This is a genomic window from Acinetobacter sp. IRS14 (assembly GCF_034650275.1).
Classification (GTDB): Bacteria; Pseudomonadota; Gammaproteobacteria; order Pseudomonadales; family Moraxellaceae; genus Acinetobacter; species Acinetobacter oleivorans.
Window position 1 is genome coordinate 23744 of record NZ_JAOVFN010000020.1, and the last position, 22040, is coordinate 45783.

Genomic DNA, 22040 nt, shown 5'->3' on the forward strand with positions numbered 1-22040 from the left:
CTTTGATTTACTTTGATTTACTTTGATTTACTTTGATTTACTTTGATTTACTTTGTTTCGGATCGTACCGAGATCACATGTCATCATTTGGGCAGGATTATTTATACAAATTTTAGGCATTAAAAAAGCCTGATGCTACGAATCAGGCTTCAGTATTCATCGACAATAGGAGTTGATGAACAAGACCAATCTAACAGACCTGATCTATAAAGGCAAACCAATGGCCGACCAGACAGTTCATATAAGTATAAGTTTTCTCAAATTTTAGGCATTAAAAAAGCCCTTGCTTGAAAGCGAAGGGCTTAGTCGTTCATTGATCTAGCAATGAACTATATAAGGCTCATCTCATACTAAGTTCAGTATATCTGAAATTAAAGCAACAAAGAAGAAAACATTCTAAATATCTTCATCACTCTATTTAAACTCAATTTATTCATTCCTATAGCAACTTACATGTTTGATAAATCAATACACAAAATTTGCACTTTGCATTTTTGAAGGCATGTTATTTGTGTGTAGCCCTCATTGGATCGGTTTAGGGAATAAGCAATAGCCGTCTATAGATTATTCAAAATAAAGTTTTGCATGAATCAATTGAAGAGTGAGGACGCTAGAGGGAAGTAAGGAAGTAGAGATGAATTTGATTAGATTAGAAGAGCTTTCATTGGTAAGTAATGCTGTTTTGACACCCCACTTAAACAATTGGCCGTGTGTACGATCTGAAAATATGCGTGATGCTTCCTATAACAAGCCTAAAGACAACTTTTCGGAACAATCTGATCAAAAATTTTATAAAGAATGGCTGAAACAACAAAAGAAAATACTTAAAAGTATTCCGAGTAATGCTGTTTTACTCAGTGTGAAAGATCCTATTTAGATTAGATTTAAGGTACGTTTATAAAAAAATGCATTACAAGGATGAGCATTTAGCTAAATAACTTTACGTAGGTGTGCTTGTTAGTCATAACTTGTTCTAGAGATACTGAAAATATAGCAGAACAATAAAAAAGCACTTCTGTAGAGGTAAATTTTTATGGCTAATCTTCATCAAAAAACACTTTTTGATATTTTGACTCAGCATCAGGCCTATCTATATCGAGCATCATCAAGATCGGTCAATGAACTTCTTAATTTATTTAATTCTGAAACGGTTACCATGCTTGATAAGTTGGCTAACTTATTAGATGAGCTAAATGAAAAGGAAAAAGCAGCATTGGCTGGTGGAATTTATTCAACAGCCAATTTAAGAGAGATACGTGCGCTAATTTCTCAGTGGTTTAATTTGATTAATGAAGCTCTCACTGACACTTTTACAATATCTGCTGTGGCATTGGCTTTCTATGAAGCTAGATATATGTCAAAAATTTTTGGTGGCCAACATAAAGAGTTAAAAGGCGAGCAACTCTATAAAGCTGCTAAACGCGTTCCTTTAGCGGGTGGAGCATTAGTAGATGAATTACTCTCTAAAATTGCTGAGGTAGCTCGTCAAAGAGTTGAATATGCGATTCGAGATGGGCTTAATATTGGCGCTACAACCCTACAAATTATTCAGCGTATTCATGGAACTAAACGTCTTAAATATGATGATGGGCTACTCAATAGTACTAAAACAGATATTGAACGAACTGTACGTACAATTCGAAGCCATATATCCAATCAGGCATATTTAAATAGCTATAAACAATTAAAGTTTGAATATGTCCGATTTGTAAGTGTTCTTGATGGAAGGACATCGAAAACATGTGCCTCACTTGATGGTTCGGTATGGCAGCTTAACGATCCGGCAAAAAAAGTTCCTCCTTTACATCCTCATTGCCGTAGCATTTTAGTTCCAACTCTTGAGGATGGTCAGCTCGTTGGTCGTCGAGCTTTCATTATGGATGAAAGAAAATTTAAAGATATTCCTAAAGATGAGCGCGAACAATTAACTGGTCAGCTAGATGCAAATACTTCTTTTAAAGAGTTTTTTAAACTGACAGATGATTTCTTTCAAAAAGAATGGTTAGGGCCTAAACGATATCAATTATATAAAGAAGGGCAATTCGATTTTGATAAATTTTTTGATCCAGAGGGGCGGTTATATACACTCGAGGAACTTAAAGAACTTGATGAGCGGGCTTTAAAATTTTTGGATTTGTGAGTGAGAGCCGAAGCATTTCAAATAAAATTTTTATCTTGAATAACTTTTTTAGTTTTAACCAAATATACACACTTAAACAATTAGTTAAAAAAGTTTCAATAATCTAGCAAGATAGCATGTTAAGTTTTTCTCAATCATAAAAATTTAGAAAGGATTAAGACATGAAATTTTCCTACCAAGATCTTGCCGGAAATAATGTTGAAGTGGAATGTGAAAGTTATACTCATATACCCTCAGGAACAGCAACAAAATCTACAGAAGGCGGTAATTACCATCTTAATGAAAACTTCAGTTTCTTTAAGAAAACTGAAGCTGACTCTATGCCCATTTATCGATTTGCTATTGACCGTAATTCTAATGTTTTTAATAGTGATGAGCTTCCAGCATTAGCTCAAATTGGTACAGACTGGAAAAATTTAGATTAAATTTTTACTCAAAATAAGACACTCAGTTGAGGGTTCTATATTATTTCTATGAGTTATCTCTTTTTAAATACAAGCAATAAGCCTAGTAAAATTGCAATCATTCCAATTAAACCTGCCAGAGGTAACGTATTTTTTAAAATTAGAAAATCTAACAGCGCAGTAACAATGGGAACCAAATAGAACAGGCTTGTCACGTTGACAATATTGCCCTGATTTAAAAGTCTGTAAAGTAAAAGCTGCGCAACTACAGAAATTAAAATTCCAAGAAATAAGACAGAAATAATCAGTTGCGAATTCCACGTTATTTCAAAATGTTCAAACGGAACTATAAATAAGCAAACTATAAGGCTAACTACATACTGTAGGGGTAAGACATCTGTAGGAGCCTGTTGAATGTTCTTTTGCATGATGGCCCCAAAGGTTATACAGATCAGGGCAGCCAAGGCAAAGAATATGCCGATCGGCGCAATAAACGACATTGTTAGGCTTTTCCAGACTAAAAGAATGAGACCTGCTAAAGCAATGAGTAAACCGAAAAGCCTTTCTTTTTGTAAATTCTTTTCTAGAAGGCAAAGCGTTAAAATGGGTTGTATTCCCATGATTGTGGCCATTAAGCCAGGAGTGACCCCATGAGCCATCGCTTTAAAATAGCAGATTGAATAACCTGCAATCATGAGTAATCCCGTTAGTAAAACTTGCTTTCGGGTTCCATGCTTGGGTAAGAATCGTTTTCTAAAAATAGCTAATACCGACAGAGCAATTAAAGCAGTTGAAAAGCGCAGAATTAATAAGGCTATGGGTGAGGCATTATCGAGTCCCCAACGAGTAAAAATTGCGGCACTTCCCCAAAGTAAAACGAAAATAGATGTCGCACTTTGTGATGCAAGCATCTGTTTATTTAGGCGCATAAAACCTCCTCCTAGTGCGTAATACCTAAGAAATACGAAGTGATGAAATTGTTAGTAGGTGTCGCTATTAACGTGTTATTCAGACATTAATCAATTCACGGATAGCTTCTTTTAGAAAAATGAATTGTTTTAACTTCTTCTAATTTCAGTATGGGAGAGAGAATAGATAAAGAAAAGCGCATAATTCTTTTATATACTATTTGAAAATCGAATAGATAAATCGTAATGAATATAAAAAACTTACAGATTGATTGGTTAAAGTGTTTTGTCACAGTCGTAGATACAGGCTCATTGTCGAATGCAGCACCTGAGTTATATCGCTCTCAGTCTGCGGTTAGCATGCAACTGAAAAAACTAGAAGAAGCGCTGCATTGCCAACTTTTAATACGAACACATCGACAAATTGAATTAACGTCGCAAGGACAGCTACTTTTAGGTTATGCGCGCCGAATTCTCGACTTACATGCAGAAGCTCAAATGGCATTTCATGGAGATGAATTAAAGGGCCGTATACGTCTTGGTGTACCTGATGACTATGCTGCTAAATATTTAACGCCTGTACTTAAGCGTTTTGCACCACGTTACGGAGGGGTCGAAATTGAATTGATTTGTGAACAGTCGACTTCTTTAATTCCACGAGTAGAAAGTGGTGATATAGACTTGGCATTAATTTCAAGAGATAACGCTCGTCAAGGAACATTATTATTTCATGAACCGATGGTATGGGTTGGCTCTCCACAATTTGAACTCTGGCGAGAAGATCCGCTTCCAATTGCAGTTTACGAAAGTACCAGCCAAGCTAAAAAGAGTGCTATTCATTCTTTGGCATTACAAGGTCGCCGTTACCGTGTGGTGTACAACAGTTCAAGTTTAGCTGGTCAGATTGCAGCAGTTGAAAGCGGTTTAGCAATCGCTGTGTTTACACAATGCAGTGCACCTGAGCATTTAACCATATTAGGTGCAGATCATGGACTTGGGCCATTAGAACCAATGGAGGCTGCTGTTTATCGGAGTAGGTCTTCTTTAGATTCAAAAGCTGTAGACCACCTATATGAATTACTCATTAAAACGCTACGACACTCAGTTAATGTTTAAAGACCAAATTTTAAGTTGATATTTAAAGATGAACTAAAGAGCTTTACATTTTTGCGTTAAATCTACAAAAAAGCCTAGAAACCTATGCTGATCGTAAAACTAATAAAAAGTATTTATTAACTCACTATCTAAATAATTCATGAGGTGAAATATGACAAAAATTATGGCTACCTTGGGTTTAGCTGCCATTATTTCTTTAAGTGTGAGTGCCTGCCAAGGTGAAAATGACACAAAGCAGCAAGATAAAACGACTACTCCTCATTCAATGGACAAAGATTCATAATCCAGATGAATTTCGAAACCCATCGTAAGATGGGTTTTTATATCTTTTTATTTTAATCTTAAAGTGTGAATTGTAACTCGAAATATTTATTTTTAATGGCACTGTTCAAAATATGTTGACTAATATACTTGGTTTTAAATATATTTAATTCAACAGGAATCACTTTAAATATAACTCTATATTTAAAGTGAATTGGTTACACCATCAGATCAGAAATTTAACCTTTAAATTTGATTATAAAAATATTAATTAATCAAGGAGGTAAGTATGGACGCTAAATTTCATTCTGAAAATGAATATGGTTTTATTCTAGATATTTTGAACACTTATATGGTGATAAAGAAGACGTTAAAAGATGATCATTATCCTTATGATTCATTTGGTTATCTTCTTGCTCTTTATCAACCGCTCAAAGTTTATATCCCTCAGCTTCCTCATCCAAAAATTTATATTGAGATTGGTGGAATTTCATATGACAGAATGATTGTTGGGCAAACAGAGGATGAGACAGAAGCCATAAATATTTTATTGAATTTAGGCCAACTTGTTGCTTAACAATTAAGTGATATTTTAATGCTGAGTTTAATTTACTTAAGAAACACGCTTTCTTAAGTAAATTCATGACAAAACTAAAGGTTATAAAATTGTTTATGGGAAAGAGAACCTAAAGAAATTCTTTGGTGTTTCTACATGACATGATTAAAGAAACTCTCTTATAAGATACAAAAAACCACAAAACCTAAATCTATAACTTTAAAAGAATTTGTTTATATAACTAAGAACATTAAAATTAGGTCATGGTAATGAAAAAAATATTCTTAGCAACTTTCACTGGGTTGGCTTTATTGGGTAGTAATGCGGTATTAGCTAAACCCGATGCTACATTAATAAAAGAAGCGACAAAAAATGTAGTCACAGTGTCTAAAGCAAAAACTTTGGCTGATGAATCTGGAGTAACTTTGACGGGTACGATCGTAAAGCATATTGCTGGTGATCATTTCGAGTTTAAAGATGCTACGGGTTCGATTGTAATTGATATTGATGATGACTTGTGGAAGCCTCTACAACTAAAAGCTGGCGATAAAGTGCGTGTTGTAGGAGAGGTGGATACACATCGAGTTAAGCCTACCGATATTGAAGTTTTTAAGATTGAGCGTATTAAATAAAACTAGATTATTTATATCAATATTTTTCAAAGTAAACAAAAAAGAAAACTCCTATTTTTAGGGGTTTTCTTTTGAAAGACGATAGCTTTTTCTTATTGGGTTGCATTAAATGCCTCATGATAGCTTACATAGCCTTTAGCAAAATGACCCGAGAAGCTTAAGGCTTGGAAATACTCACTCGGTACATCAGATAAAATTAGCTCAGGATTGTTTTTAAAACCAAAGCGGCTGTAATAGTTGGGATCACCTAATAAAACACATCCTTTTGCACCTAATTTTTTTAATTTTTCTAGTGATTTATTCATCAAAAGGGAACCAATACCCAGCCCTTGTTTATCTGGATGAACTGAAATAGGGCCTAAACCATACCAACCTATTTCCCCTGAACTGATTTGAACTGGAGAAATAGCAACATGTCCAATAATAGAACCATCTTCAACTGCCACGAGAGAAATAGTCAGTTGTCCGTGGTTTCTTAAACTATTCACAATAAAATGTTCGGTATGACTCGTGTGCTCGGCATTTTGAAAAGCTGCTTTAGTTAAGTGTTCTATGGTTTCTATATCTTCAACTTGTTCATCACGAATAATAATATTCATTAAAAATTCTTCCAGATTTATTGATTAGCTATACGATATAACTTTTTAGATAAGCTCTCTTCGTTGGTTTTTATTGAAATGTCTATGAACGAAAATTAAATGTCTAACTAGATTCTAATTTAAATAACTCAATAACGACAGCTAGCCAATATAAGACTAATTTTATTTGTTTATTTTACCATTTGTTAAATTATTTTTAATTTTAATTGTGTCATTCGTCAGAAAAATTAGATAACTATTTCATATAATTAAAGTGATAAATTGATAGATTTATCTAAATTAATTTTGTTTAAAAATTATACTGATTGATAAAAAAGGCAACTTGGCTATATTCCATATCTATATTGCAAAATTAGCAATATATTTCTAGGATGGAATAAAAATGAAAAAAAGAGTAATAAAAATAGCAATATTGAGTTCATTATCTGTAATCACAAGCATGAGTTATGCGCAGGAATTTAAAAAATTCTCTGTCTCTGCTGGTTGGCTACATGTAATGCCACAGGGTAAAGCTAATCCATTTAATATTAATACCGCTGTTAAAAATGGAACCGCAGCTAAAGTCGGTACTATTTCAACAACCAGTTTTTTAAATTCGGTTGATCCTAATGCCACAGAAGTAGACTTAGGAGGAGAAGTTTTTAATCAAAAGGAGTTTCTAGAGCTAGCATTAAAAGATGAGTACATGAGGGAGATTATTCTTGATGAGAACGGTAATATCAAACCTGAAGTTTCCGGTGTTGCGACGATTCAAGGAATCGAAAACTGGCAACAAAATGATGCCGGGCTTGAGGTTGATGATGTAGATGCGTTGGGGTTAACCTTTAACTATTATCTGAATGATAATGTGTCTTTACAATTTATTGGCGGAATTCCACCTAAAGTTGATGTTAAAGGAAAAGGAGAGATCCTAGCGCCATTAAGTGGAGTCGCAATGTCTCCTAATGACTTAGTGAAATATCTTTTCCCAAATGGGATTACTTTAGGACAGGCGATTCCAATTACCAACTTAGGCAATAAATCTAAAGCTGCATCTATTCGAGCATGGACGCCAACCATAGAAGCACAATATCAGTTTGGTAAAAGTGGGGTAAATAAGTTTAGACCCTATGTTGGAGTGGGTTTAATGTATGCTCATTTTAATGATATTAAACTCAACGATGGAATTCGTTCTGATTTAGTGTCCGCAGGCCATATGATCCAAAACGTGTTAGATGGCAAAGCTGGAGCGGCTTTAGACCGAAAAGAGTCGAGCGGAAAAATGGTCGTTAATGTCGATGCAGATGATGCGATAGCGCCTATTTTTACCGCTGGTTTTACCTATGATTTTAACGATTCATGGTATACGGTAGCTTCTGTGTCCTATGCAAAGTTAAGTAATAATGCCCAAATTGATGTCGTCAATCAAAATACGGGAACTCGCTTAATACATGCCACAACAAAAGTTGATATTGATCCACTGATTACCTATTTAGGGGTAGGTTATCGATTCTAATATTTTTTAAAAAGGGTATCTCGGAGTTAATCATATTTAAACTTTGAGATACCTTATTTGTTACTAATTATAAAAAACAACTATTACTTGTTAAACTCATACATAAAGTAAAATTTTATAAAAAATATTTTTAATATAATAATTTAAAAATATTTTTGAGGATTAGAAATTGAAGAAAATTATTAAAAATTTATTATTATCTACGCTAATTTCAACTGCATCATTCACAGTTTTAGCTAAAAATGTTGAGCAAAAAGTTAATTTTTTACAAGGTTCAACTCATACCACACTAACTGGAAAGTTTCAGGGTTATGATGATGTGAGATATAGAGTTTATGCAAAGAATGGACAAATATTGAAATTCAATATTAATAGTCTTGGTAATTTAGCCTATGTTAATATTTTTGCCCCAGGTAAAAAGCCAGGTAAGGATAAGGCATTATTAATTGGTTCAACTGTAGGATCTAAAGGAGAACTTACTTTACCAGTTGATGGTGATTATATTGTTCAGGTTTACCAAATGCGAAATAGTGCTCGTAAAAATAAAACTGTGAAATATAGTTTAGATATTGAAATATTAAATAAAGTAAAAAAATAATGATTTCTAGAATTTACTAGCTCTCAAAAGAGAACTAGTAAATTTGAAAAAGATATCAATAAAGATTAATCGGCTAAAGAGAAAGACTCATGAATAGCACAACTTTCAACAAAAGTTTGATCATGTGAAATGAGCAATACAGCGCCTTCATAGCTTTGAATAGCAGTAGCTAATAGTTCTCTAGATTCAATATCTAAATGATTTTCTGGTTCATCTAATAACAAGAGTTCAGGGGTAGGATGTATCTGGCTAAGCGCCAATAAGGCTACTTTGAGTTTTTCACCACCACTGAGCTGAGATAAAAGTTGTGTACCTTTATCACCTCGAATTCGAAGTTGACCTAATAGATTTCGCCATTCTAGTTCTGAAAGTTCACTATTCATGTGGCTTAGATTTTCAATCACCGTCATTTCATCACATAAAAAGCTAAAGTTTTGGTCCAGATAAAAGCACTCTACAGATAAGTGAATGTTGTCACATGGCTGTTTGTTTTGAGCTTGAATTGCTTTAAGGAGTGTCGATTTGCCAATACCATTTTGACCCGTTATGTGAGTTTTTTCGGCTGCCTGTACCGCTAAATCTATGGTTTTTTGTGTTCCATATTTCAGTTTGAGTTTTTTAATGCGAAGAATTTCTCCAGATTTCTTATGAAAAGTAGGGAAGACAAACTGTTGTGGCTTGACCGTTTCAAGACGCATTTTTTTGTCTGTTAAATCATTTTGACTGTTCGAAATTTGTCGTTGCTGTTGAGACTGTATGGCAGCAATACTTTGGCCTGCTTGTTCCTTTTTAAAATCGAGCAAAATTTTGGCTTGAGAATTTGATTCGCGTAATTTATTTCCAGCCCGTTCACGTTTTTGAGCTTTCATTAATACTTCATGCTGCTTTTGCTTCATGTGTTTAACGTCGCGTTGGCCTTGTTGAACAGATTGCTCTAAGGCTGCAACATGAATTTGGTACTGGCCATAAAATTTTTCATAGTTTCCCGTTGTGTGATGTAAACCATGTTCATTCAAATGATAAATATGATCTACTTCATTCAGTAAACTACGATCATGACTAATGATAAGCGCACCTGCTGGGTGTTTCCTCAAATGATCAATTAACCATTTTCTAGATTCCTGATCTAGATGATTACTAGGTTCATCAAGTAATAAGTAATGATCTGATTTTAGAAATAAACAGCTTAATGCCAATTTAGTTTTTTGACCTTCGCTTAGGTTTTTCACTGGAAAGTCTAAATCTGTTGGTAAACCCGCAGATTCCAATAAATTATTCCATAAGGCAGGGAGGTCCCATTTACCTTCTAACAAATCATAATCATCAAAGTTGGCGACACCTTGTTCAACTCTTTTAAACGCGTGATAAACATCTAAGATATCTAATGCTTCGGCAATGGTTTGTGCTGCTAAACGATGCAACTGAGGTAAATATGCATGCTTTACATGCCAAGAGATTTGCCCCGATGTCAAAATTGAATCTGATTTAAGCGTCTGATTTAACATTTGCATAAGCAAAGATTTGCCTTGACCATTACGGCCAATTAAAGCAGATACTTGATGCGATTCAAGGCTAAAATTTAGTTGTTTAAACATGTCTTTAGATGAAAATTCTAAAGAGAGTTGTGCTATTACACATGCCTGCTGAGTCATAAAAAACCTCATAAATACAGGATGTACAAAATAGGAAAGTAGTTTTAAGCAGAGACGTTAAATCACAAAAAAATAGTCTATTTTGCACATCAAAAAAAGAAAAATTGATGAGAAAAAAGACTTACTTCATTGGCGTGACTCACGAAATTGGAAGAATAAGAAACTATTCTAACTGGATTTTTGATTAGTGTAAAATTTATGCAATTTATTTTATTAAAAAACCCAATCCAACGATTGGGTTTTTTTGCATCTAAAAAGTTTATTCTTTTACAACCAATACCTGAATTTTGGTACTGTTTAAAACATCTTGAGCAAAACTACCCAGAATAAGTTTTTGGAAGCCTTTACGACCATGAGAGCCAATCACAATCAAATCAGAACCTAAGTCTTCTACAGCTTTCAAAATACCGTCTGAAGAGATTTCACCTTGGATGATTTGAGTTTCAGCATCAATACCTTCTTCAGCACATAAAGCTTTTACTTTAGCGAGTGTTTTTTCTGCATTTGCTCGTGCTTCAACAAAATAATCTTTTACAACAGGTGAGATGTAATAAAAATCTACACCGCTAAAAGGATCTACCGCAACTAAGCTAATAGCGGTCAATTTGCTCCCAAATGCTTTTGCAATATGAGCTGCTTGTCTTGCTGCCGCTAAAGAAATTTCCGAACCATCGACTGGTACAATAATATGTTGGTAATTCATAATGTTATTCCTCTTATTTACAGTTGTTATATGTATGAAGCATTTATTAATTAAAGATTAACATATTTCATTCACGGTAAACATCTATTCAGTCATAGGAAAGAAAAATTAAATAAATTTATTTTAAATCATATATTTGTATTTATTTTTTTATTGATTGAGATGGCGTTTAGGTAGTATTGCTAAAAAATCGATAATATTTACATGAAAATTACAAAAAATTACTGTTCATATTTCTGTCATATAGAAAACGTATAACAAAATAGTGAATTAAGGGGAGAGTGAGGAAGATGGCTGATTTAACAGCAAAGAAAGTTAATAAACTTATTGAAGAGTTCCGTCAAACAGGTAAAGAACCCGAAAAGTTAGTTATTGGCTATAAAACTTATGCCAGACTGATGACCGAAGATAAATTTGCAGAAAAAGTTGTCCCTTCACTTGAAGATTCAAAAGAACGCTTATATAAAAATCTAAAAATTAAACTCGTCACTGAAAAACATTACTTTGAAATTAAATAAAAAATTATGTGAACTACATCACTGGTTATTAAAGCAAAGTAACACTAAATAAGTTTAATAACATGATTATTGTATGATGATACAAATTAATAGTGTAGCCAACATTTGAAAACAGCAATCGTTTATAAACTCGATAGAATAAATTGCTTTTATTTTAAGTAGTGGAATAAATTGAAATGCCGACATTCAGTGTAATTATATTTTATGTTTTAGCTATATTAGGCAGTGTAGCTATTGTTTATGGAGTAATCAGTTTAAGTGTTTTTTTAATTGTTATTGGATTAGCTTTATTATTTGCAGCGTTATTATTAAAGAAAGAGTTTAAATTAGATATTTTATTTTGGAAATAAATATAATATGAGTTTGTATTTTAATTTCCTGTAAAAATTTTCCCAATAGAACTGAAATGAAAAAGTTCAGTTCTAAAAATATGAGTTTTATGATGAATATTGATGCAATAACGTTCTTTAGATCAGATTTATTACAATAAAATATAAAAGTAGAATATTTTAAATTTATTTAAGTATTTAAAAATAAAAAAGTTTCATTTAGGATAAAAGTAAAATTGTAAAAGCGTTTTTAGCTATTAAACAATAACAAAGCGAGGTAAGCATGACTTATAAGTATGAGTATGCAGGGTTCTGGTTAAGATTTGGTGCAATGATCATTGATACTCTTATTCTTTTTTTGGCTGTTATTCCTGCAGCATGGATTTTTTATCAGGGGGATTACGACTTAGTCTTTGCTACAGGTTTAAGTACTAAGCCACAAAATTATTGGTTCGATTTGATCGTGAACTATGTATTTCCTTTATTGTATTCAATTTTATGTTGGTTGTATTTTGCAGGAACGCCAGGTAAACGATTGATGCGATTAAAAGTTTTAGATGAAAAAACAGGTAATAAGCTAACAGTCACGCAGAGTATCATTCGATATGTTGGTTATATTCCGTCAATTTTAGTGTTTGGTATTGGTCTTTTTTGGGTCGCATTTGATGCTAAAAAACAAGGCTGGCATGACAAAATGGCAAAATCAGTGGTAGTAAGAGAACTATAAAAATAAGACTAAAAGCGTTCACAGCATTGAAAAAGGCGCTATGAACGCTTTTTTATTAACTTTTTTTGACTTTAAATTTAAGTACTACAAATACAATAAGACCGACAATAAGTCCCCAAAAGGCTGAGCCAATACCAAAAAATTGAATGCCTGAAGCACTGCATAAGAAGGTAAATAATGCAGCTTCACGGTCTTCAACAGGGCCAAAGGCAAGCGCAATGTTATGGCTAATGGTACCAAGTAATGCGATGCCAGCTAAAGCTACAATAAAGATATGGGGAAAAGACATGAGTAAGCTTGTGAGTGTTGCTGCAAATAGTCCCATCAATGCATAGAAAAAACCAGAACTCATGCCAGCAATATAACGTTTACTTGGGTCAGGATGAACTTGATCGTCAAGGCATACAGCTGCACTAATCGCAGCAATATTAACGCTATAGCAACCAAAAGGTGCAAGCAAAACTTGGGTTAAACCAGTCCAGCCAATGAGTTGGTTAACATGTGGTTTATAGCCATAACTTTTAATCATGGCAATACCGGGTAAATACTGCGAAGCCATACTAATCACAAAAAGAGGTAAGGCTAAGCCCAAAAGAGCCGACCAGCTAAAGACAGGACTAATCCAAATAGGTTTAGCTAAAGACCAGTGAAGCGTAGGCATATGAAAGTCTAAAAACACAGGGCAGAGCACAACACCAGCAAGTGCTGTGAACACGATGCTATAACGCGGCCATAATCTTTTTGTAATGATATAAATAACGAGTAAAGATAAAACGAATACCCAATCATTTTGCAAACTTGCGAAAAGTGAAATACCAAATTTAAGTAAAACGCCTGCAAGCATGGCACTGGTCAAGCTTTGCGGAATATAGGAAAGTGCTTTTTGAAAAATTCCAGAAAAACCTAAAATCGCTGTCAGTACACCAACCACTAAAAAAGCACCAATTGCTTCATTTATGCTATATCCACCACCAGTTGCAATAATTAAAGCGAGACCAGCGGTTGACCATGCAGTTGCTACAGGGTATTTAAATTTCCACGAAAGAATAAGTCCTGATAAACCAAGACCCAAACCTAAAGCCCAAAACCATGAGGTGATTTGTTCAGGTGAAGCACCTAAAGCTTGGGCAGCCTGAATCACTAAAATAGCCGAAACACTAATACCAATAAGAAAGGTAATGAAACCCGCGAATACGGCTGGAATAGAAAAATCTTGAAGAATCTTTTGCATAGCTAAATATTCTAAATCCCTGAAAAATTAATATGTTTCTGCCTTTGTTTTCAGCTCGCTAAATCTAACAATTTTTTTAAAGAAGGTGCTTTCTATTTTTAGCCTAAAATGGAAATAATATTTTTAAAATATTGAATAATGATATTATTCCTTCCATAAATAACACTAAATTTGGAATATTGTTTTATGGAAGAGCAAGCTGAAAATTTATCACCACTCGAATTGAAAATTATGCGTGCATTACAAGAAAATGGACGCTTAAGTAATGCCGAATTGGCTAAGCTCGTAGGCATAAGTACGTCATCTTGTTGGAATCATACTCAGCGTCTTTTTAAGATTGGGGCAATTTTAGATGTACGCGCTAGGATCAATCCAAGCATGGTGCAGCGTGATACGGTGGTACTCGTTGGTGTGGTTTTAGACCGCTCAACCCCAGATAGCTTTCAGGCATTTGAACAAGCATCAGGTGATTTGGAAAATGTTTTAGAGTGCTATTTGGTGGCGGGAGAAGTCGATTATTTTCTAAAAATTCGTGTTAAAGATTTAGCTGCGTTTAACCGATTCCATAGTGAAAAGATTATTGCTTTACCTGGAGTAAGACAAGTCAGAACATTTTTTGTGCTCAATGAAGTTAAAACAGATGGCATGCTGGCATTTTAACAGCTCATCATGTTTTAAATTTATAGTGCAAAAATGGATAGGTAAAGATGATTAGATTGTTGAGCTTGCTAGTTTTAGACCGAATCCGAAGAATAAAATTCCGACTAAAAAAATACTACTCGCTGCAATTTTATGGTTTTGTTTAAAAAATGCTGAAAGTTTGATTCCAGAGAAGATTAGTGCAGTTAAATAGCTAAAACTAATCACCTGTAAAATAACCGCTAAAATTAAAAAGCTTAAAGCGGGGTAGGCGTAGTCAGGTTCAACAAATTGAACAAAGAAAGATAGGAAAAATAAAATTGCTTTAGGGTTGAGTAAACTAATACTGAGTGCTGTTTTATAAGGATGAACTTTATCTAAAGCGGGTAAATCAGCCATTTCTGGTTGTGGTTGATTACGTTGTTTCCAGCGTTGAATACTGCCTTGTAAGAGTTTAAAACCTAAATAAGATAGGTAAAGTGCACCTGTTAATTTAAGAATAACAAATACCCATGGAAATGCTTTAAGTAGAGAGGCTGCTCCTAGTACGGTACACAGCATTAAAATGAGATCACCAGTAAAAATACCTAATGCGCCCATATATCCGGTTTTAATCCCGTAACGTGAAGCAATTGACATCACATATAGAGAGTTGGGCCCTGGCAATAACACAATTAGGAATGTACCAATAATATATGTTGTTAGATCTGTTATGCCGAACACGAGAAACCCAATAAAAAACCGATTTTTGCCATGATAACAAAAATCGGTGATTTTGTATGAAAAGTGCAGTTTTTTAAGGTTTAATTTCCGCATCAATTCCGAAAGATTGACGTAATAAAAAACTTAATTGGTCACGAGCTTTAATAAAGCCATCTACACCGCCTTGTAAAAGTTGGAATGCCATTAAGTCGTGGTTAAGTTCGTCTTTAAAACTTTGCTCATCTTGAGCTGATCTAACAATAGCCTCTGCTTGCTTTGATTTAGTCGCATCAAGAGCTGCATTAACTGTACGTGTATCTTGCTCAAGCTGGGTAAGTAAGCCCGGAGAGATCGTTAGCAAATCACAACCAGCAAGTCCAAGCACTTGATCAATGCTACGGAAGCTCGCACCCATTACTTGAGTTGGAATATTTTGCTGTTTGTAGTAAGTGTAGATTTTCTTAACTGAAACCACACCCGGGTCTTTTTCGATTGGGTAAGCATCTACGCCTTCAGCTTTTTTGTACCAGTCTAAAATACGGCCTACAAATGGTGAAATTAAAGTTACTTTAGCATCTGCACAAGCTTGAGCTTGATGCAAACCGAAAAGGAGAGTGAGATTACAAGCAATCCCTTCAGCTTCAAGTACTTTAGCAGCTTGAATACCTTCCCAAGTTGACGCAATTTTAATTAGAATACGTGACTGATCAATACCATAACCTTTGTAAAGTTCACATAATTCATGTGCTTTTTGAATGGTGGCTTCAGTGTCATATGAAAGGGCAGCATCAACTTCTGTAGAAACACGGCCTTCAATGAGTTTTAAAATTTCTACGCCAAATTTTACAGTCAAAATATCAATCGTTCTTTCGATTAACTCATCGTTGCTATAGCCTTCTTCTTTGGCTTGATAATAAGCATCTTCAATCAGCTCTTTACTTTCAGGTTGTTCTGCTGCTGCCGTAATTAATGAAGGGTTTGTCGTCGCGTCTAATGGACGAAATTTACGAATTGCATCAAGGTCACTACTATCGGCAACAACGGTCGTTAATGTTTTTAATTGGTCAAGTGCTGTATGAGTCATTGATATTCAACATCTTCAGTAATAAATCTTATGTTTTCTTTTATAGCACAAAGTCTATTCATGCTGTCGATATATCAATTGTTATATTTCAAAGAAAAACGTTTAGGTTCTGCATCAAATTTGAAATATTTTTAAGGCAGTGGTTGCATTCGTTGCTTACGGATATATTCAATTAGAAATCTGGCAGCCGCACCGAGTTCACTTTCACGGCTCCACACTAAGTCGACGTAATATTCAAATCTTGGAGTGAAATCTAATAAATCCAATACTTTAAGCTTATTTTTTAATTCAGGGTTTTCTTTAAACATTTCTTGAGGAAGAACACCCCAACCTAGATTGCGTAAAATCATTAAACAAGCAGAGTGGTGGTTATCTGTGCGCCAATAGTGCTTCGAAAAAAGTAACTCGGGTTTTAAAGTCTCATCTCGGCTTGCAACTACAATTTGTCGTGTAGTAAGGATTTGTTCATAAGAAACCTGATTTTGGCTTGCTAAAGGATGGTTGTTTGAAATAACCGGAATTAGAGCCTCACGTTTAAGTTCTACAAATTGTTCTCTGTTATCTAGATGCTCACGTTCAAACATCAGTGCAAGTTGGGCCGACCCATCTAATAACATTTGCAAAGCATCTTCTTGAGGGGCAGACACAATATTAATTTGTAGGTCAGGAAAACGACTCTCTAGAAGACAAATATAGTCGGTCCAATTGGTATGTAAAAGTTCAGACACAATCACAAGAGTTAAATTGGCTTCTAACCCTGTACTTAATGCGTGAGCATGCTGTTTCCATTGATTCATCTCAATCAAAAGCTGAGAGGTCTTTTCATATAAAACCCGTGCTTCGTCAGTAGGGACGGGTTCACGGCCTTTACGGTCAAATAAAGTCAGGTTCAGATCAATTTCTAAGTTGGCAATAGACATGCTTACAGCCGAAGGAACTTTTCCAAGTTTACGTGCTGCTGCTGAAAAAGAGCCGGTTTCAATCACGGCCTGAAACATGAGTAATTGTTCTTGATTAATATTCATCTGTCAAAAAAAGTGAAAGAACCTGATTGGATTAATCAATATTATAAAAATAAAATGCACATTATCCAAGCTATTATTGAGTATTTAAAAATGTTGATTTCCAAGAGAAGACTCATTCATGCAATCAGTTATGAAGGAATTTTATTGGTCATCATTGCGATTGCATTAAGCTTTATTTTTGATATGCCAATGGATGTAACCGGTACACTCGGTGTGTTTATGGCAGTTGTTTCTGTTTTCTGGAATATGATTTTTAACCACTATTTCGAAAAAGTAGAGCATAAATATAATTGGGAAAGAACGATCCCTGTGCGGATTTTACATGCGATTGGTTTTGAAGGTGGCTTGTTGATTGCAACAGTACCGATGATTGCATATATGCTTCAGATGAGTGTCATTGATGCACTTATTTTAGATATTGGTTTAACCTTATGTATTTTGGTTTATACCTTTATTTTCCAGTGGTGTTATGACCATATCGAAGATAAGTTTTTCCCAGATGCTAAAGCAGCATCACTTCATTAAAAATTAAGTTGTTAAACTAAAAAAGCACCCATCAGGGTGCTTTTTTTAAAGGTGAACCGTAGAATTATTTCTCTACGATTGCTACAACACCTTCACCACCTGCTGTACAGATCGAGATTAATGCGCGGCCTGAACCTTTTTGATTAATCAATTTAGCAGCAGTTGCCAAGATACGACCACCAGTTGCAGCAAATGGATGACCTGCACCTAAAGATGAACCCTTTACATTCAGTTTAGAACGGTCAATTGAACCTAAAGGTGCATCTAAACCAAGACGTTCTTTACAGAATTTTTCATCTTCCCAAGCTTTCAACGTAGACAACACTTGAGATGCAAATGCTTCATGGATTTCGTAGAAATCGAAATCTTGAAGTTTAAGGTTTGCACGCTTAAGCATACGAGGTACTGCATAAGCAGGAGCCATTAATAAGCCTTCTTTAGGACCATTTTTACCAATGAAGTCAACAGCTGCTGTTTCTGAGAAAGAAAGGTAAGCTAAAACTTCATGACCGTTTTCTTTTGCCCATTCTTCAGAAGCAAGCAATACAACAGAAGCACCGTCAGTTAACGGAGTTGAGTTACCCGCTGTCATTGTTGCAGTTTCGCCTTTACCGAAAACTGGCTTCAATTTAGCAAGTTTTTCAACTGTGCTGTCTGCACGTAAGTTGTTGTCACGGTTAAGACCTAAGAATGGAGTGATTAAGTCATCAAAGAAACCACGTTCATAAGCAGCAGCAAGCTTTTGATGGCTGCTTGCAGCTAACTCGTCTTGCGCTTCGCGAGTGATACCCCATTCTAAAGCAGTAATTGCTTGGTGCTCACCCATTGAAAGGCCAGTACGTGGTTCACCATTGCTTGGTGCATCAAGAAGCTTTTTAAAATCAATTTTTGTTAAAGCTTTAAGGCGATCTTTACCAGTTTTAGCAACATTGAGCTCAAGTAAAACTTTACGTAAACCATCACCTACAGCGATCGGCGCGTCAGAAGTTGTGTCTACACCACCTGCAATACCTACATCGATTTGACCAAGTGCAATTTTGTTTGCAACAACAAAAGCAGCTTGTAAACCTGTACCACAAGCAATTTGAATGTCATAAGCAGGAGTTTCAGGAGCAAGATCTGTGCTCAATACAACTTCACGAGTCATGTTGAAGTCACGGCTATGTTTTAAAACAGCACCCGCAACGACTTCACCAATACGCTTACCTTGTAAGTTAAAGCGCTCAACCAAACCATTCAATGCTGCTGTCAGCATGTCAGAATTAGACGCTTTAAAATAAGCAGTATTTGAACGTGCAAATGGAATACGGTTGCCACCAATAATTGCAACGCGGCGAACAGTGTTTTGGCTCATGGTTTTATCCTGTTGAACAGAAGTTTTGGTTTTTGTTGCTTTTGGTGCTGCAACTACATTATTAGAAGATGTAGATGGGGTTGCTGTAGCAGCGCTCTTATTACGAGGGCTACGTGCAGGTGCAGTCGTTGAACGAGTACGTGTCGTTTTTGGAGTATTAGTTGCTGCTTTAGGAGTTGTGCTGTTACGCTTAGCCGTGTTAGAAGCCGGCTTTGATGTATTTGACACTTTTTCCTCAGCAGAATTCTCGACTGCTGGATTTTCTTGAGTTGTCTTGCTCATAAGGCTTTTCCAAGCATATTAACGATATTCTTATAAGCTACATTAACACAATTCAAATAGACCTGTATTGACTAGAATGACATTGTAGATAGCATTCAGGTCAAGACATCCAAAGATGAACTCAAGTATGATTTGGAGTAACTCTAATGAACGACTGATTTCATATTGTTGCTATTCATCTCATAACATAATGAAGCCTGTCGTAGAAAATTCATTTCTTTGAGAGATAATAATCATGACTGATCAATACCAAGCATTTACACAATCTCCTATTGGTAAATTCGTTGTTAAAAATCTGGGTTTACCATCACCAGTTGCATTAGAGCGTTTTGAAAGTGCTCAGCCAGTAGTGAATGGTGCAGTATTGGTTGGCGCAGCGCCATCAAGTGTATTGTCTGGTGCGATTGCACAAGTACTTAGCAATATTCATGCTGACAGCTATGTAGGCAATAATGTTGCATTACAGCAAGAAGCTGCAAAAGTTGGTTTAAATTTACGCCCATTCAATGCAGGCGACAAAGAATCAAAATTCAAAGCAGTCGTATTTGATGCTTCTGGTATTCAAAACTCAGAACAGTTAAACGAACTTTATAAATTCTTTAACCCGATTGCACGTCAAGTTGCGACTTCTGGTCGTGTTATTGTCATTGGTACAACTCCTGAAACTGCAAAAACTGTAAAACAAGCGATTGCTCAGCGTGCACTTGAAGGCTTTATCAAATCTGTAGGTAAAGAATTTAAAAAGGGTATTACTGCTCAAGTTGTTTATGTTGACGAAGGTGCTGCTGCAAACCTTGAATCAACTTTACGTTTCTTGCTTTCTCCACGTTCAGCGTATGTATCTGGTCAAGTAATTCGTGTATCTAAAGCAGATGTAGTTGATGTTGATTGGGCAAAACCACTTGCTGGAAAAACTGCGTTAGTAACTGGTGCAAGCCGTGGTATTGGTGAAGCAATTGCACATGTGCTTGCACGTGATGGCGCTCATGTTATTTGTTTAGACGTACCACAACAACAAGCTGACCTTGACCGTGTAGCGGCTGACATTGGTGGTTCTACATTGGCAATTGACATTACTGCTGCTGATGCTGGTGAAAAAATTAAGGCTGCTGCGGCAAAACAAGGCGGTTTAGATATTATCGTTCATAACGCGGGTATTACACGTGACAAAACTTTGGCAAACATGAAGCCAGAGCTTTGGGACTTAGTAATTAACATTAACTTGTCTGCTGCTGAACGTGTAAATGACTACTTGTTAGAAAACGATGGTCTAAATGCAAATGGCCGCATTGTTTGTGTATCATCAATTAGTGGTATTGCTGGTAACCTTGGTCAAACAAACTATGCTGCATCTAAAGCTGGTGTAATTGGTCTAGTTAAATTTACTGCGCCTATCTTAAAAAATGGTATTACCATTAACGCAGTAGCACCGGGCTTCATCGAAACACAAATGACTGCTGCGATTCCATTTGCAATTCGTGAAGCTGGTCGCCGTATGAACTCAATGCAACAAGGCGGTTTACCTGTTGATGTAGCAGAAACGATTGCATGGTTTGCATCAACTGCTTCTACAGGCGTAAACGGCAACGTTGTACGTGTGTGTGGTCAAAGCTTGTTGGGCGCTTAAGCACTTTTAGCTAAAAAGGGGTGCTTGTGCATCCCTTTTTTATTCAAGAATCTATAAATTATAAAAGGTTAGGTATGAATACTCGTCATTTTAGCCAGCTACCAAAAGCGGCATTGGCTTACCCAAAAGTGGTGCAAGGTTTAATTTTTAAAAAGCCGAAAGGTCCAAAAATCTTACCGCAAGTTGAATATGTGGTAGATACACTAGAAATTGATCAGAGCCATCTTAAAGCTTATAACGAAGTATGTGGCTTTCAAAATAATGGCTTTGTACCCGCAATTTATTTGGCGGTGCTTTCTCAAAGTTTGCAAATGCACATGATGACGGCAGAAGCCTTTCCATTTCCAATTTTAGGTTTAGTTCATATCCGTAACCAGATCAAACAAACCAGACCAATTGGGGTAACTGAAAAACTCACTCTGTCATGTAAATTTGGGGAACTAAAACCGCATGATAAAGGTGTTCAGTTTGACTTTATTACCACGGCTAAAGTTGGCAATGAAGTGGTGATGGAAGGCTTAACGACTTATTTATCTCGCCAAAAAGTTGAGAAAAGAGTGGGTGAGAAAGCCAAAGAAGAACAAACACCAGCCTATGTTCCAAAGGCAGAGTGGGATATTTTAGAAAACACAGGTCGCCGTTATGCGAAAGTGTCTGGTGATTTTAACTTAATTCATATTCATGCCATTACTGCAAAAGCATTTGGCTTTAAGCAAGCAATTGCACATGGCATGTGGAGTAAAGCTAAAGCACTAGCGAACCTTGAATTACCAAATGCTTATGAAGCAGATGTGTGGTTTAAGCTACCAATGTTCTTACCGTCAAAAGTTGAGTTTTTAACTGCCAATGCAGATAAAAAGACTGATTTCTTGATTCGTAATGCAAAATCACAAAAACCGCATGTTGCAGGAACTGTAAAAGCATTATAAAAAT

The 22040-nt window shown here is 35.5% G+C and carries 25 protein-coding genes and 1 pseudogene; 17 read left to right on the top strand and 9 right to left on the bottom strand.

Translation table 11 applies throughout. The features are described from left to right. Window positions 1-634: 634 nt before the first annotated feature. The 3 genes from ODQ17_RS15345 to ODQ17_RS15355 all read left to right on the top strand — a co-directional run bounded on the left by ODQ17_RS15345 (window position 635) and on the right by ODQ17_RS15355 (window position 2565). The gene (locus ODQ17_RS15345; protein WP_151822975.1) at window positions 635-877 is read left to right on the top strand and encodes a hypothetical protein; all 243 of its coding nucleotides are present in this window, start codon (window positions 635-637) and stop codon (window positions 875-877) included. Window positions 878-1033: 156 nt separating this feature from the next. Then, complete coding sequence (locus tag ODQ17_RS15350; protein WP_322904830.1) at window positions 1034-2140, top strand: minor capsid protein; 1107 nt, start codon at window positions 1034-1036, stop codon at window positions 2138-2140. A gap of 161 nt (window positions 2141-2301) precedes the next feature. Beyond that, a complete protein-coding gene (locus ODQ17_RS15355) occupies window positions 2302-2565 on the top strand; it encodes a hypothetical protein (protein WP_049836944.1) in 264 nt (87 codons plus the stop codon). Between the two features lie 53 nt (window positions 2566-2618). Here ODQ17_RS15355 and ODQ17_RS15360 read toward each other — a convergent pair whose 3' ends face one another. Then, window positions 2619-3473, bottom strand: coding sequence for a DMT family transporter (locus ODQ17_RS15360; protein WP_322904832.1), 855 nt, complete (start codon window positions 3471-3473; stop codon window positions 2619-2621). Window positions 3474-3698: 225 nt separating this feature from the next. Here ODQ17_RS15360 and ODQ17_RS15365 point away from each other — a divergent pair, with 225 nt between their 5' ends. The 4 genes from ODQ17_RS15365 (at window position 3699) to ODQ17_RS15380 (ending at window position 6017) form a co-directional block, all read left to right on the top strand. Further along, on the top strand, window positions 3699-4568 hold the full coding sequence (locus ODQ17_RS15365; RefSeq protein ID WP_174766183.1) for a LysR family transcriptional regulator: 870 nt from the start codon (window positions 3699-3701) through the stop codon (window positions 4566-4568). Between the two features lie 151 nt (window positions 4569-4719). Beyond that, window positions 4720-4851 carry a hypothetical protein gene (locus tag ODQ17_RS15370; protein ID WP_004643213.1) on the top strand — a complete coding sequence of 44 codons (132 nt, stop codon included), beginning with the start codon at window positions 4720-4722 and terminating at the stop codon, window positions 4849-4851. A 267-nt stretch (window positions 4852-5118) separates the two neighbouring features. Beyond that, window positions 5119-5406 carry a hypothetical protein gene (locus tag ODQ17_RS15375; RefSeq protein ID WP_049836941.1) on the top strand — a complete coding sequence of 96 codons (288 nt, stop codon included), beginning with the start codon at window positions 5119-5121 and terminating at the stop codon, window positions 5404-5406. A gap of 248 nt (window positions 5407-5654) precedes the next feature. Beyond that, window positions 5655-6017, top strand: coding sequence for a NirD/YgiW/YdeI family stress tolerance protein (locus tag ODQ17_RS15380; RefSeq protein ID WP_005306481.1), 363 nt, complete (start codon window positions 5655-5657; stop codon window positions 6015-6017). A gap of 92 nt (window positions 6018-6109) precedes the next feature. On the opposite strand, the gene ODQ17_RS15385 is transcribed toward ODQ17_RS15380, so the two are convergent. Further along, entirely contained in the window at window positions 6110-6616 is a 507-nt protein-coding gene (locus ODQ17_RS15385; protein WP_322904836.1) for a GNAT family N-acetyltransferase, read from the bottom strand. 382 nt (window positions 6617-6998) lie between these two features. Here ODQ17_RS15385 and ODQ17_RS15390 point away from each other — a divergent pair, with 382 nt between their 5' ends. The 3 genes and pseudogenes from ODQ17_RS15390 to ODQ17_RS15395 all read left to right on the top strand — a co-directional run bounded on the left by ODQ17_RS15390 (window position 6999) and on the right by ODQ17_RS15395 (window position 8709). After that, window positions 6999-8111 (top strand): OmpW/AlkL family protein, encoded by a 1113-nt coding sequence (locus ODQ17_RS15390; protein ID WP_322904838.1) that lies wholly within the window; start codon window positions 6999-7001, stop codon window positions 8109-8111. 47 nt (window positions 8112-8158) lie between these two features. Then, window positions 8159-8245, top strand: a pseudogene (locus ODQ17_RS19230) (hypothetical protein); the annotation flags it as partial. A 35-nt stretch (window positions 8246-8280) separates the two neighbouring features. Then, complete coding sequence (locus tag ODQ17_RS15395; protein WP_322904840.1) at window positions 8281-8709, top strand: DNA breaking-rejoining protein; 429 nt, start codon at window positions 8281-8283, stop codon at window positions 8707-8709. Between the two features lie 65 nt (window positions 8710-8774). On the opposite strand, the gene ODQ17_RS15400 is transcribed toward ODQ17_RS15395, so the two are convergent. Beyond that, complete coding sequence (locus ODQ17_RS15400; protein ID WP_322904842.1) at window positions 8775-10361, bottom strand: ATP-binding cassette domain-containing protein; 1587 nt, start codon at window positions 10359-10361, stop codon at window positions 8775-8777. A gap of 259 nt (window positions 10362-10620) precedes the next feature. After that, complete coding sequence (locus ODQ17_RS15405; RefSeq protein WP_002115225.1) at window positions 10621-11064, bottom strand: universal stress protein; 444 nt, start codon at window positions 11062-11064, stop codon at window positions 10621-10623. Window positions 11065-11354: 290 nt separating this feature from the next. Here ODQ17_RS15405 and ODQ17_RS15410 point away from each other — a divergent pair, with 290 nt between their 5' ends. From ODQ17_RS15410 to ODQ17_RS15420, 3 genes are all read left to right on the top strand, one after another. Beyond that, window positions 11355-11582 carry a hypothetical protein gene (locus ODQ17_RS15410; RefSeq protein ID WP_004791683.1) on the top strand — a complete coding sequence of 76 codons (228 nt, stop codon included), beginning with the start codon at window positions 11355-11357 and terminating at the stop codon, window positions 11580-11582. A gap of 176 nt (window positions 11583-11758) precedes the next feature. Then, window positions 11759-11932 carry a hypothetical protein gene (locus tag ODQ17_RS15415; RefSeq protein WP_005306470.1) on the top strand — a complete coding sequence of 58 codons (174 nt, stop codon included), beginning with the start codon at window positions 11759-11761 and terminating at the stop codon, window positions 11930-11932. 262 nt (window positions 11933-12194) lie between these two features. Next, window positions 12195-12638, top strand: a complete 444-nt coding sequence (locus ODQ17_RS15420; RefSeq protein WP_322904845.1) for an RDD family protein — start codon at window positions 12195-12197, stop codon at window positions 12636-12638. 55 nt (window positions 12639-12693) lie between these two features. Here the strand turns inward: ODQ17_RS15420 and ODQ17_RS15425 are convergent, their stop codons facing one another. Then, complete coding sequence (locus ODQ17_RS15425) at window positions 12694-13869, bottom strand: benzoate/H(+) symporter BenE family transporter (protein ID WP_322904847.1); 1176 nt, start codon at window positions 13867-13869, stop codon at window positions 12694-12696. Window positions 13870-14055: 186 nt separating this feature from the next. Between ODQ17_RS15425 and ODQ17_RS15430 the strand changes: the two genes are divergently transcribed. Then, window positions 14056-14529: an Lrp/AsnC family transcriptional regulator gene (locus ODQ17_RS15430; protein WP_004791690.1), complete on the top strand. Its 474-nt coding sequence runs from the start codon at window positions 14056-14058 to the stop codon at window positions 14527-14529. A 51-nt stretch (window positions 14530-14580) separates the two neighbouring features. Here the strand turns inward: ODQ17_RS15430 and leuE are convergent, their stop codons facing one another. The 3 genes from leuE to ODQ17_RS15445 all read right to left on the bottom strand — a co-directional run bounded on the left by leuE (window position 14581) and on the right by ODQ17_RS15445 (window position 17319). Next, complete coding sequence (gene leuE, locus ODQ17_RS15435; RefSeq protein ID WP_322904850.1) at window positions 14581-15231, bottom strand: leucine efflux protein LeuE; 651 nt, start codon at window positions 15229-15231, stop codon at window positions 14581-14583. A 73-nt stretch (window positions 15232-15304) separates the two neighbouring features. Then, complete coding sequence (tal, locus tag ODQ17_RS15440) at window positions 15305-16294, bottom strand: transaldolase (RefSeq protein ID WP_322904852.1); 990 nt, start codon at window positions 16292-16294, stop codon at window positions 15305-15307. A gap of 131 nt (window positions 16295-16425) precedes the next feature. After that, complete coding sequence (locus tag ODQ17_RS15445) at window positions 16426-17319, bottom strand: LysR family transcriptional regulator (RefSeq protein ID WP_322904854.1); 894 nt, start codon at window positions 17317-17319, stop codon at window positions 16426-16428. 90 nt (window positions 17320-17409) lie between these two features. On the opposite strand from ODQ17_RS15445, the gene aceI reads away from it, so the two are divergent. After that, complete coding sequence (gene aceI / locus ODQ17_RS15450; RefSeq protein WP_005073799.1) at window positions 17410-17844, top strand: chlorhexidine efflux PACE transporter AceI; 435 nt, start codon at window positions 17410-17412, stop codon at window positions 17842-17844. Window positions 17845-17908: 64 nt separating this feature from the next. Here aceI and ODQ17_RS15455 read toward each other — a convergent pair whose 3' ends face one another. Then, entirely contained in the window at window positions 17909-19480 is a 1572-nt protein-coding gene (locus ODQ17_RS15455; RefSeq protein ID WP_322904856.1) for an acetyl-CoA C-acetyltransferase, read from the bottom strand. 235 nt (window positions 19481-19715) lie between these two features. Between ODQ17_RS15455 and ODQ17_RS15460 the strand changes: the two genes are divergently transcribed. Further along, on the top strand, window positions 19716-21107 hold the full coding sequence (locus tag ODQ17_RS15460) for a 3-oxoacyl-ACP reductase (protein ID WP_005306452.1): 1392 nt from the start codon (window positions 19716-19718) through the stop codon (window positions 21105-21107). 74 nt (window positions 21108-21181) lie between these two features. Next, window positions 21182-22036 carry a MaoC family dehydratase gene (locus ODQ17_RS15465; protein ID WP_322904857.1) on the top strand — a complete coding sequence of 285 codons (855 nt, stop codon included), beginning with the start codon at window positions 21182-21184 and terminating at the stop codon, window positions 22034-22036. The last annotated feature ends 4 nt before the right edge of the window (window positions 22037-22040 follow it).

Coding starts and splice junctions, on each gene's coding strand:
- ODQ17_RS15345 (WP_151822975.1), top strand. CDS start 635: ATGAATTTGATTAGATTAGAAGAGCTTTCATTGGTAAGTAATGCTGTT.
- ODQ17_RS15350 (WP_322904830.1), top strand. CDS start 1,034: ATGGCTAATCTTCATCAAAAAACACTTTTTGATATTTTGACTCAGCAT.
- ODQ17_RS15355 (WP_049836944.1), top strand. CDS start 2,302: ATGAAATTTTCCTACCAAGATCTTGCCGGAAATAATGTTGAAGTGGAA.
- ODQ17_RS15360 (WP_322904832.1), bottom strand. CDS start 3,473: ATGCGCCTAAATAAACAGATGCTTGCATCACAAAGTGCGACATCTATT.
- ODQ17_RS15365 (WP_174766183.1), top strand. CDS start 3,699: ATGAATATAAAAAACTTACAGATTGATTGGTTAAAGTGTTTTGTCACA.
- ODQ17_RS15370 (WP_004643213.1), top strand. CDS start 4,720: ATGACAAAAATTATGGCTACCTTGGGTTTAGCTGCCATTATTTCTTTA.
- ODQ17_RS15375 (WP_049836941.1), top strand. CDS start 5,119: ATGGACGCTAAATTTCATTCTGAAAATGAATATGGTTTTATTCTAGAT.
- ODQ17_RS15380 (WP_005306481.1), top strand. CDS start 5,655: ATGAAAAAAATATTCTTAGCAACTTTCACTGGGTTGGCTTTATTGGGT.
- ODQ17_RS15385 (WP_322904836.1), bottom strand. CDS start 6,616: ATGAATATTATTATTCGTGATGAACAAGTTGAAGATATAGAAACCATA.
- ODQ17_RS15390 (WP_322904838.1), top strand. CDS start 6,999: ATGAAAAAAAGAGTAATAAAAATAGCAATATTGAGTTCATTATCTGTA.
- ODQ17_RS15400 (WP_322904842.1), bottom strand. CDS start 10,361: ATGACTCAGCAGGCATGTGTAATAGCACAACTCTCTTTAGAATTTTCA.
- ODQ17_RS15405 (WP_002115225.1), bottom strand. CDS start 11,064: ATGAATTACCAACATATTATTGTACCAGTCGATGGTTCGGAAATTTCT.
- ODQ17_RS15410 (WP_004791683.1), top strand. CDS start 11,355: ATGGCTGATTTAACAGCAAAGAAAGTTAATAAACTTATTGAAGAGTTC.
- ODQ17_RS15415 (WP_005306470.1), top strand. CDS start 11,759: ATGCCGACATTCAGTGTAATTATATTTTATGTTTTAGCTATATTAGGC.
- ODQ17_RS15420 (WP_322904845.1), top strand. CDS start 12,195: ATGACTTATAAGTATGAGTATGCAGGGTTCTGGTTAAGATTTGGTGCA.
- ODQ17_RS15425 (WP_322904847.1), bottom strand. CDS start 13,869: ATGCAAAAGATTCTTCAAGATTTTTCTATTCCAGCCGTATTCGCGGGT.
- ODQ17_RS15430 (WP_004791690.1), top strand. CDS start 14,056: ATGGAAGAGCAAGCTGAAAATTTATCACCACTCGAATTGAAAATTATG.
- tal (WP_322904852.1), bottom strand. CDS start 16,294: ATGACTCATACAGCACTTGACCAATTAAAAACATTAACGACCGTTGTT.
- ODQ17_RS15445 (WP_322904854.1), bottom strand. CDS start 17,319: ATGAATATTAATCAAGAACAATTACTCATGTTTCAGGCCGTGATTGAA.
- aceI (WP_005073799.1), top strand. CDS start 17,410: ATGTTGATTTCCAAGAGAAGACTCATTCATGCAATCAGTTATGAAGGA.
- ODQ17_RS15455 (WP_322904856.1), bottom strand. CDS start 19,480: ATGAGCAAGACAACTCAAGAAAATCCAGCAGTCGAGAATTCTGCTGAG.
- ODQ17_RS15460 (WP_005306452.1), top strand. CDS start 19,716: ATGACTGATCAATACCAAGCATTTACACAATCTCCTATTGGTAAATTC.
- ODQ17_RS15465 (WP_322904857.1), top strand. CDS start 21,182: ATGAATACTCGTCATTTTAGCCAGCTACCAAAAGCGGCATTGGCTTAC.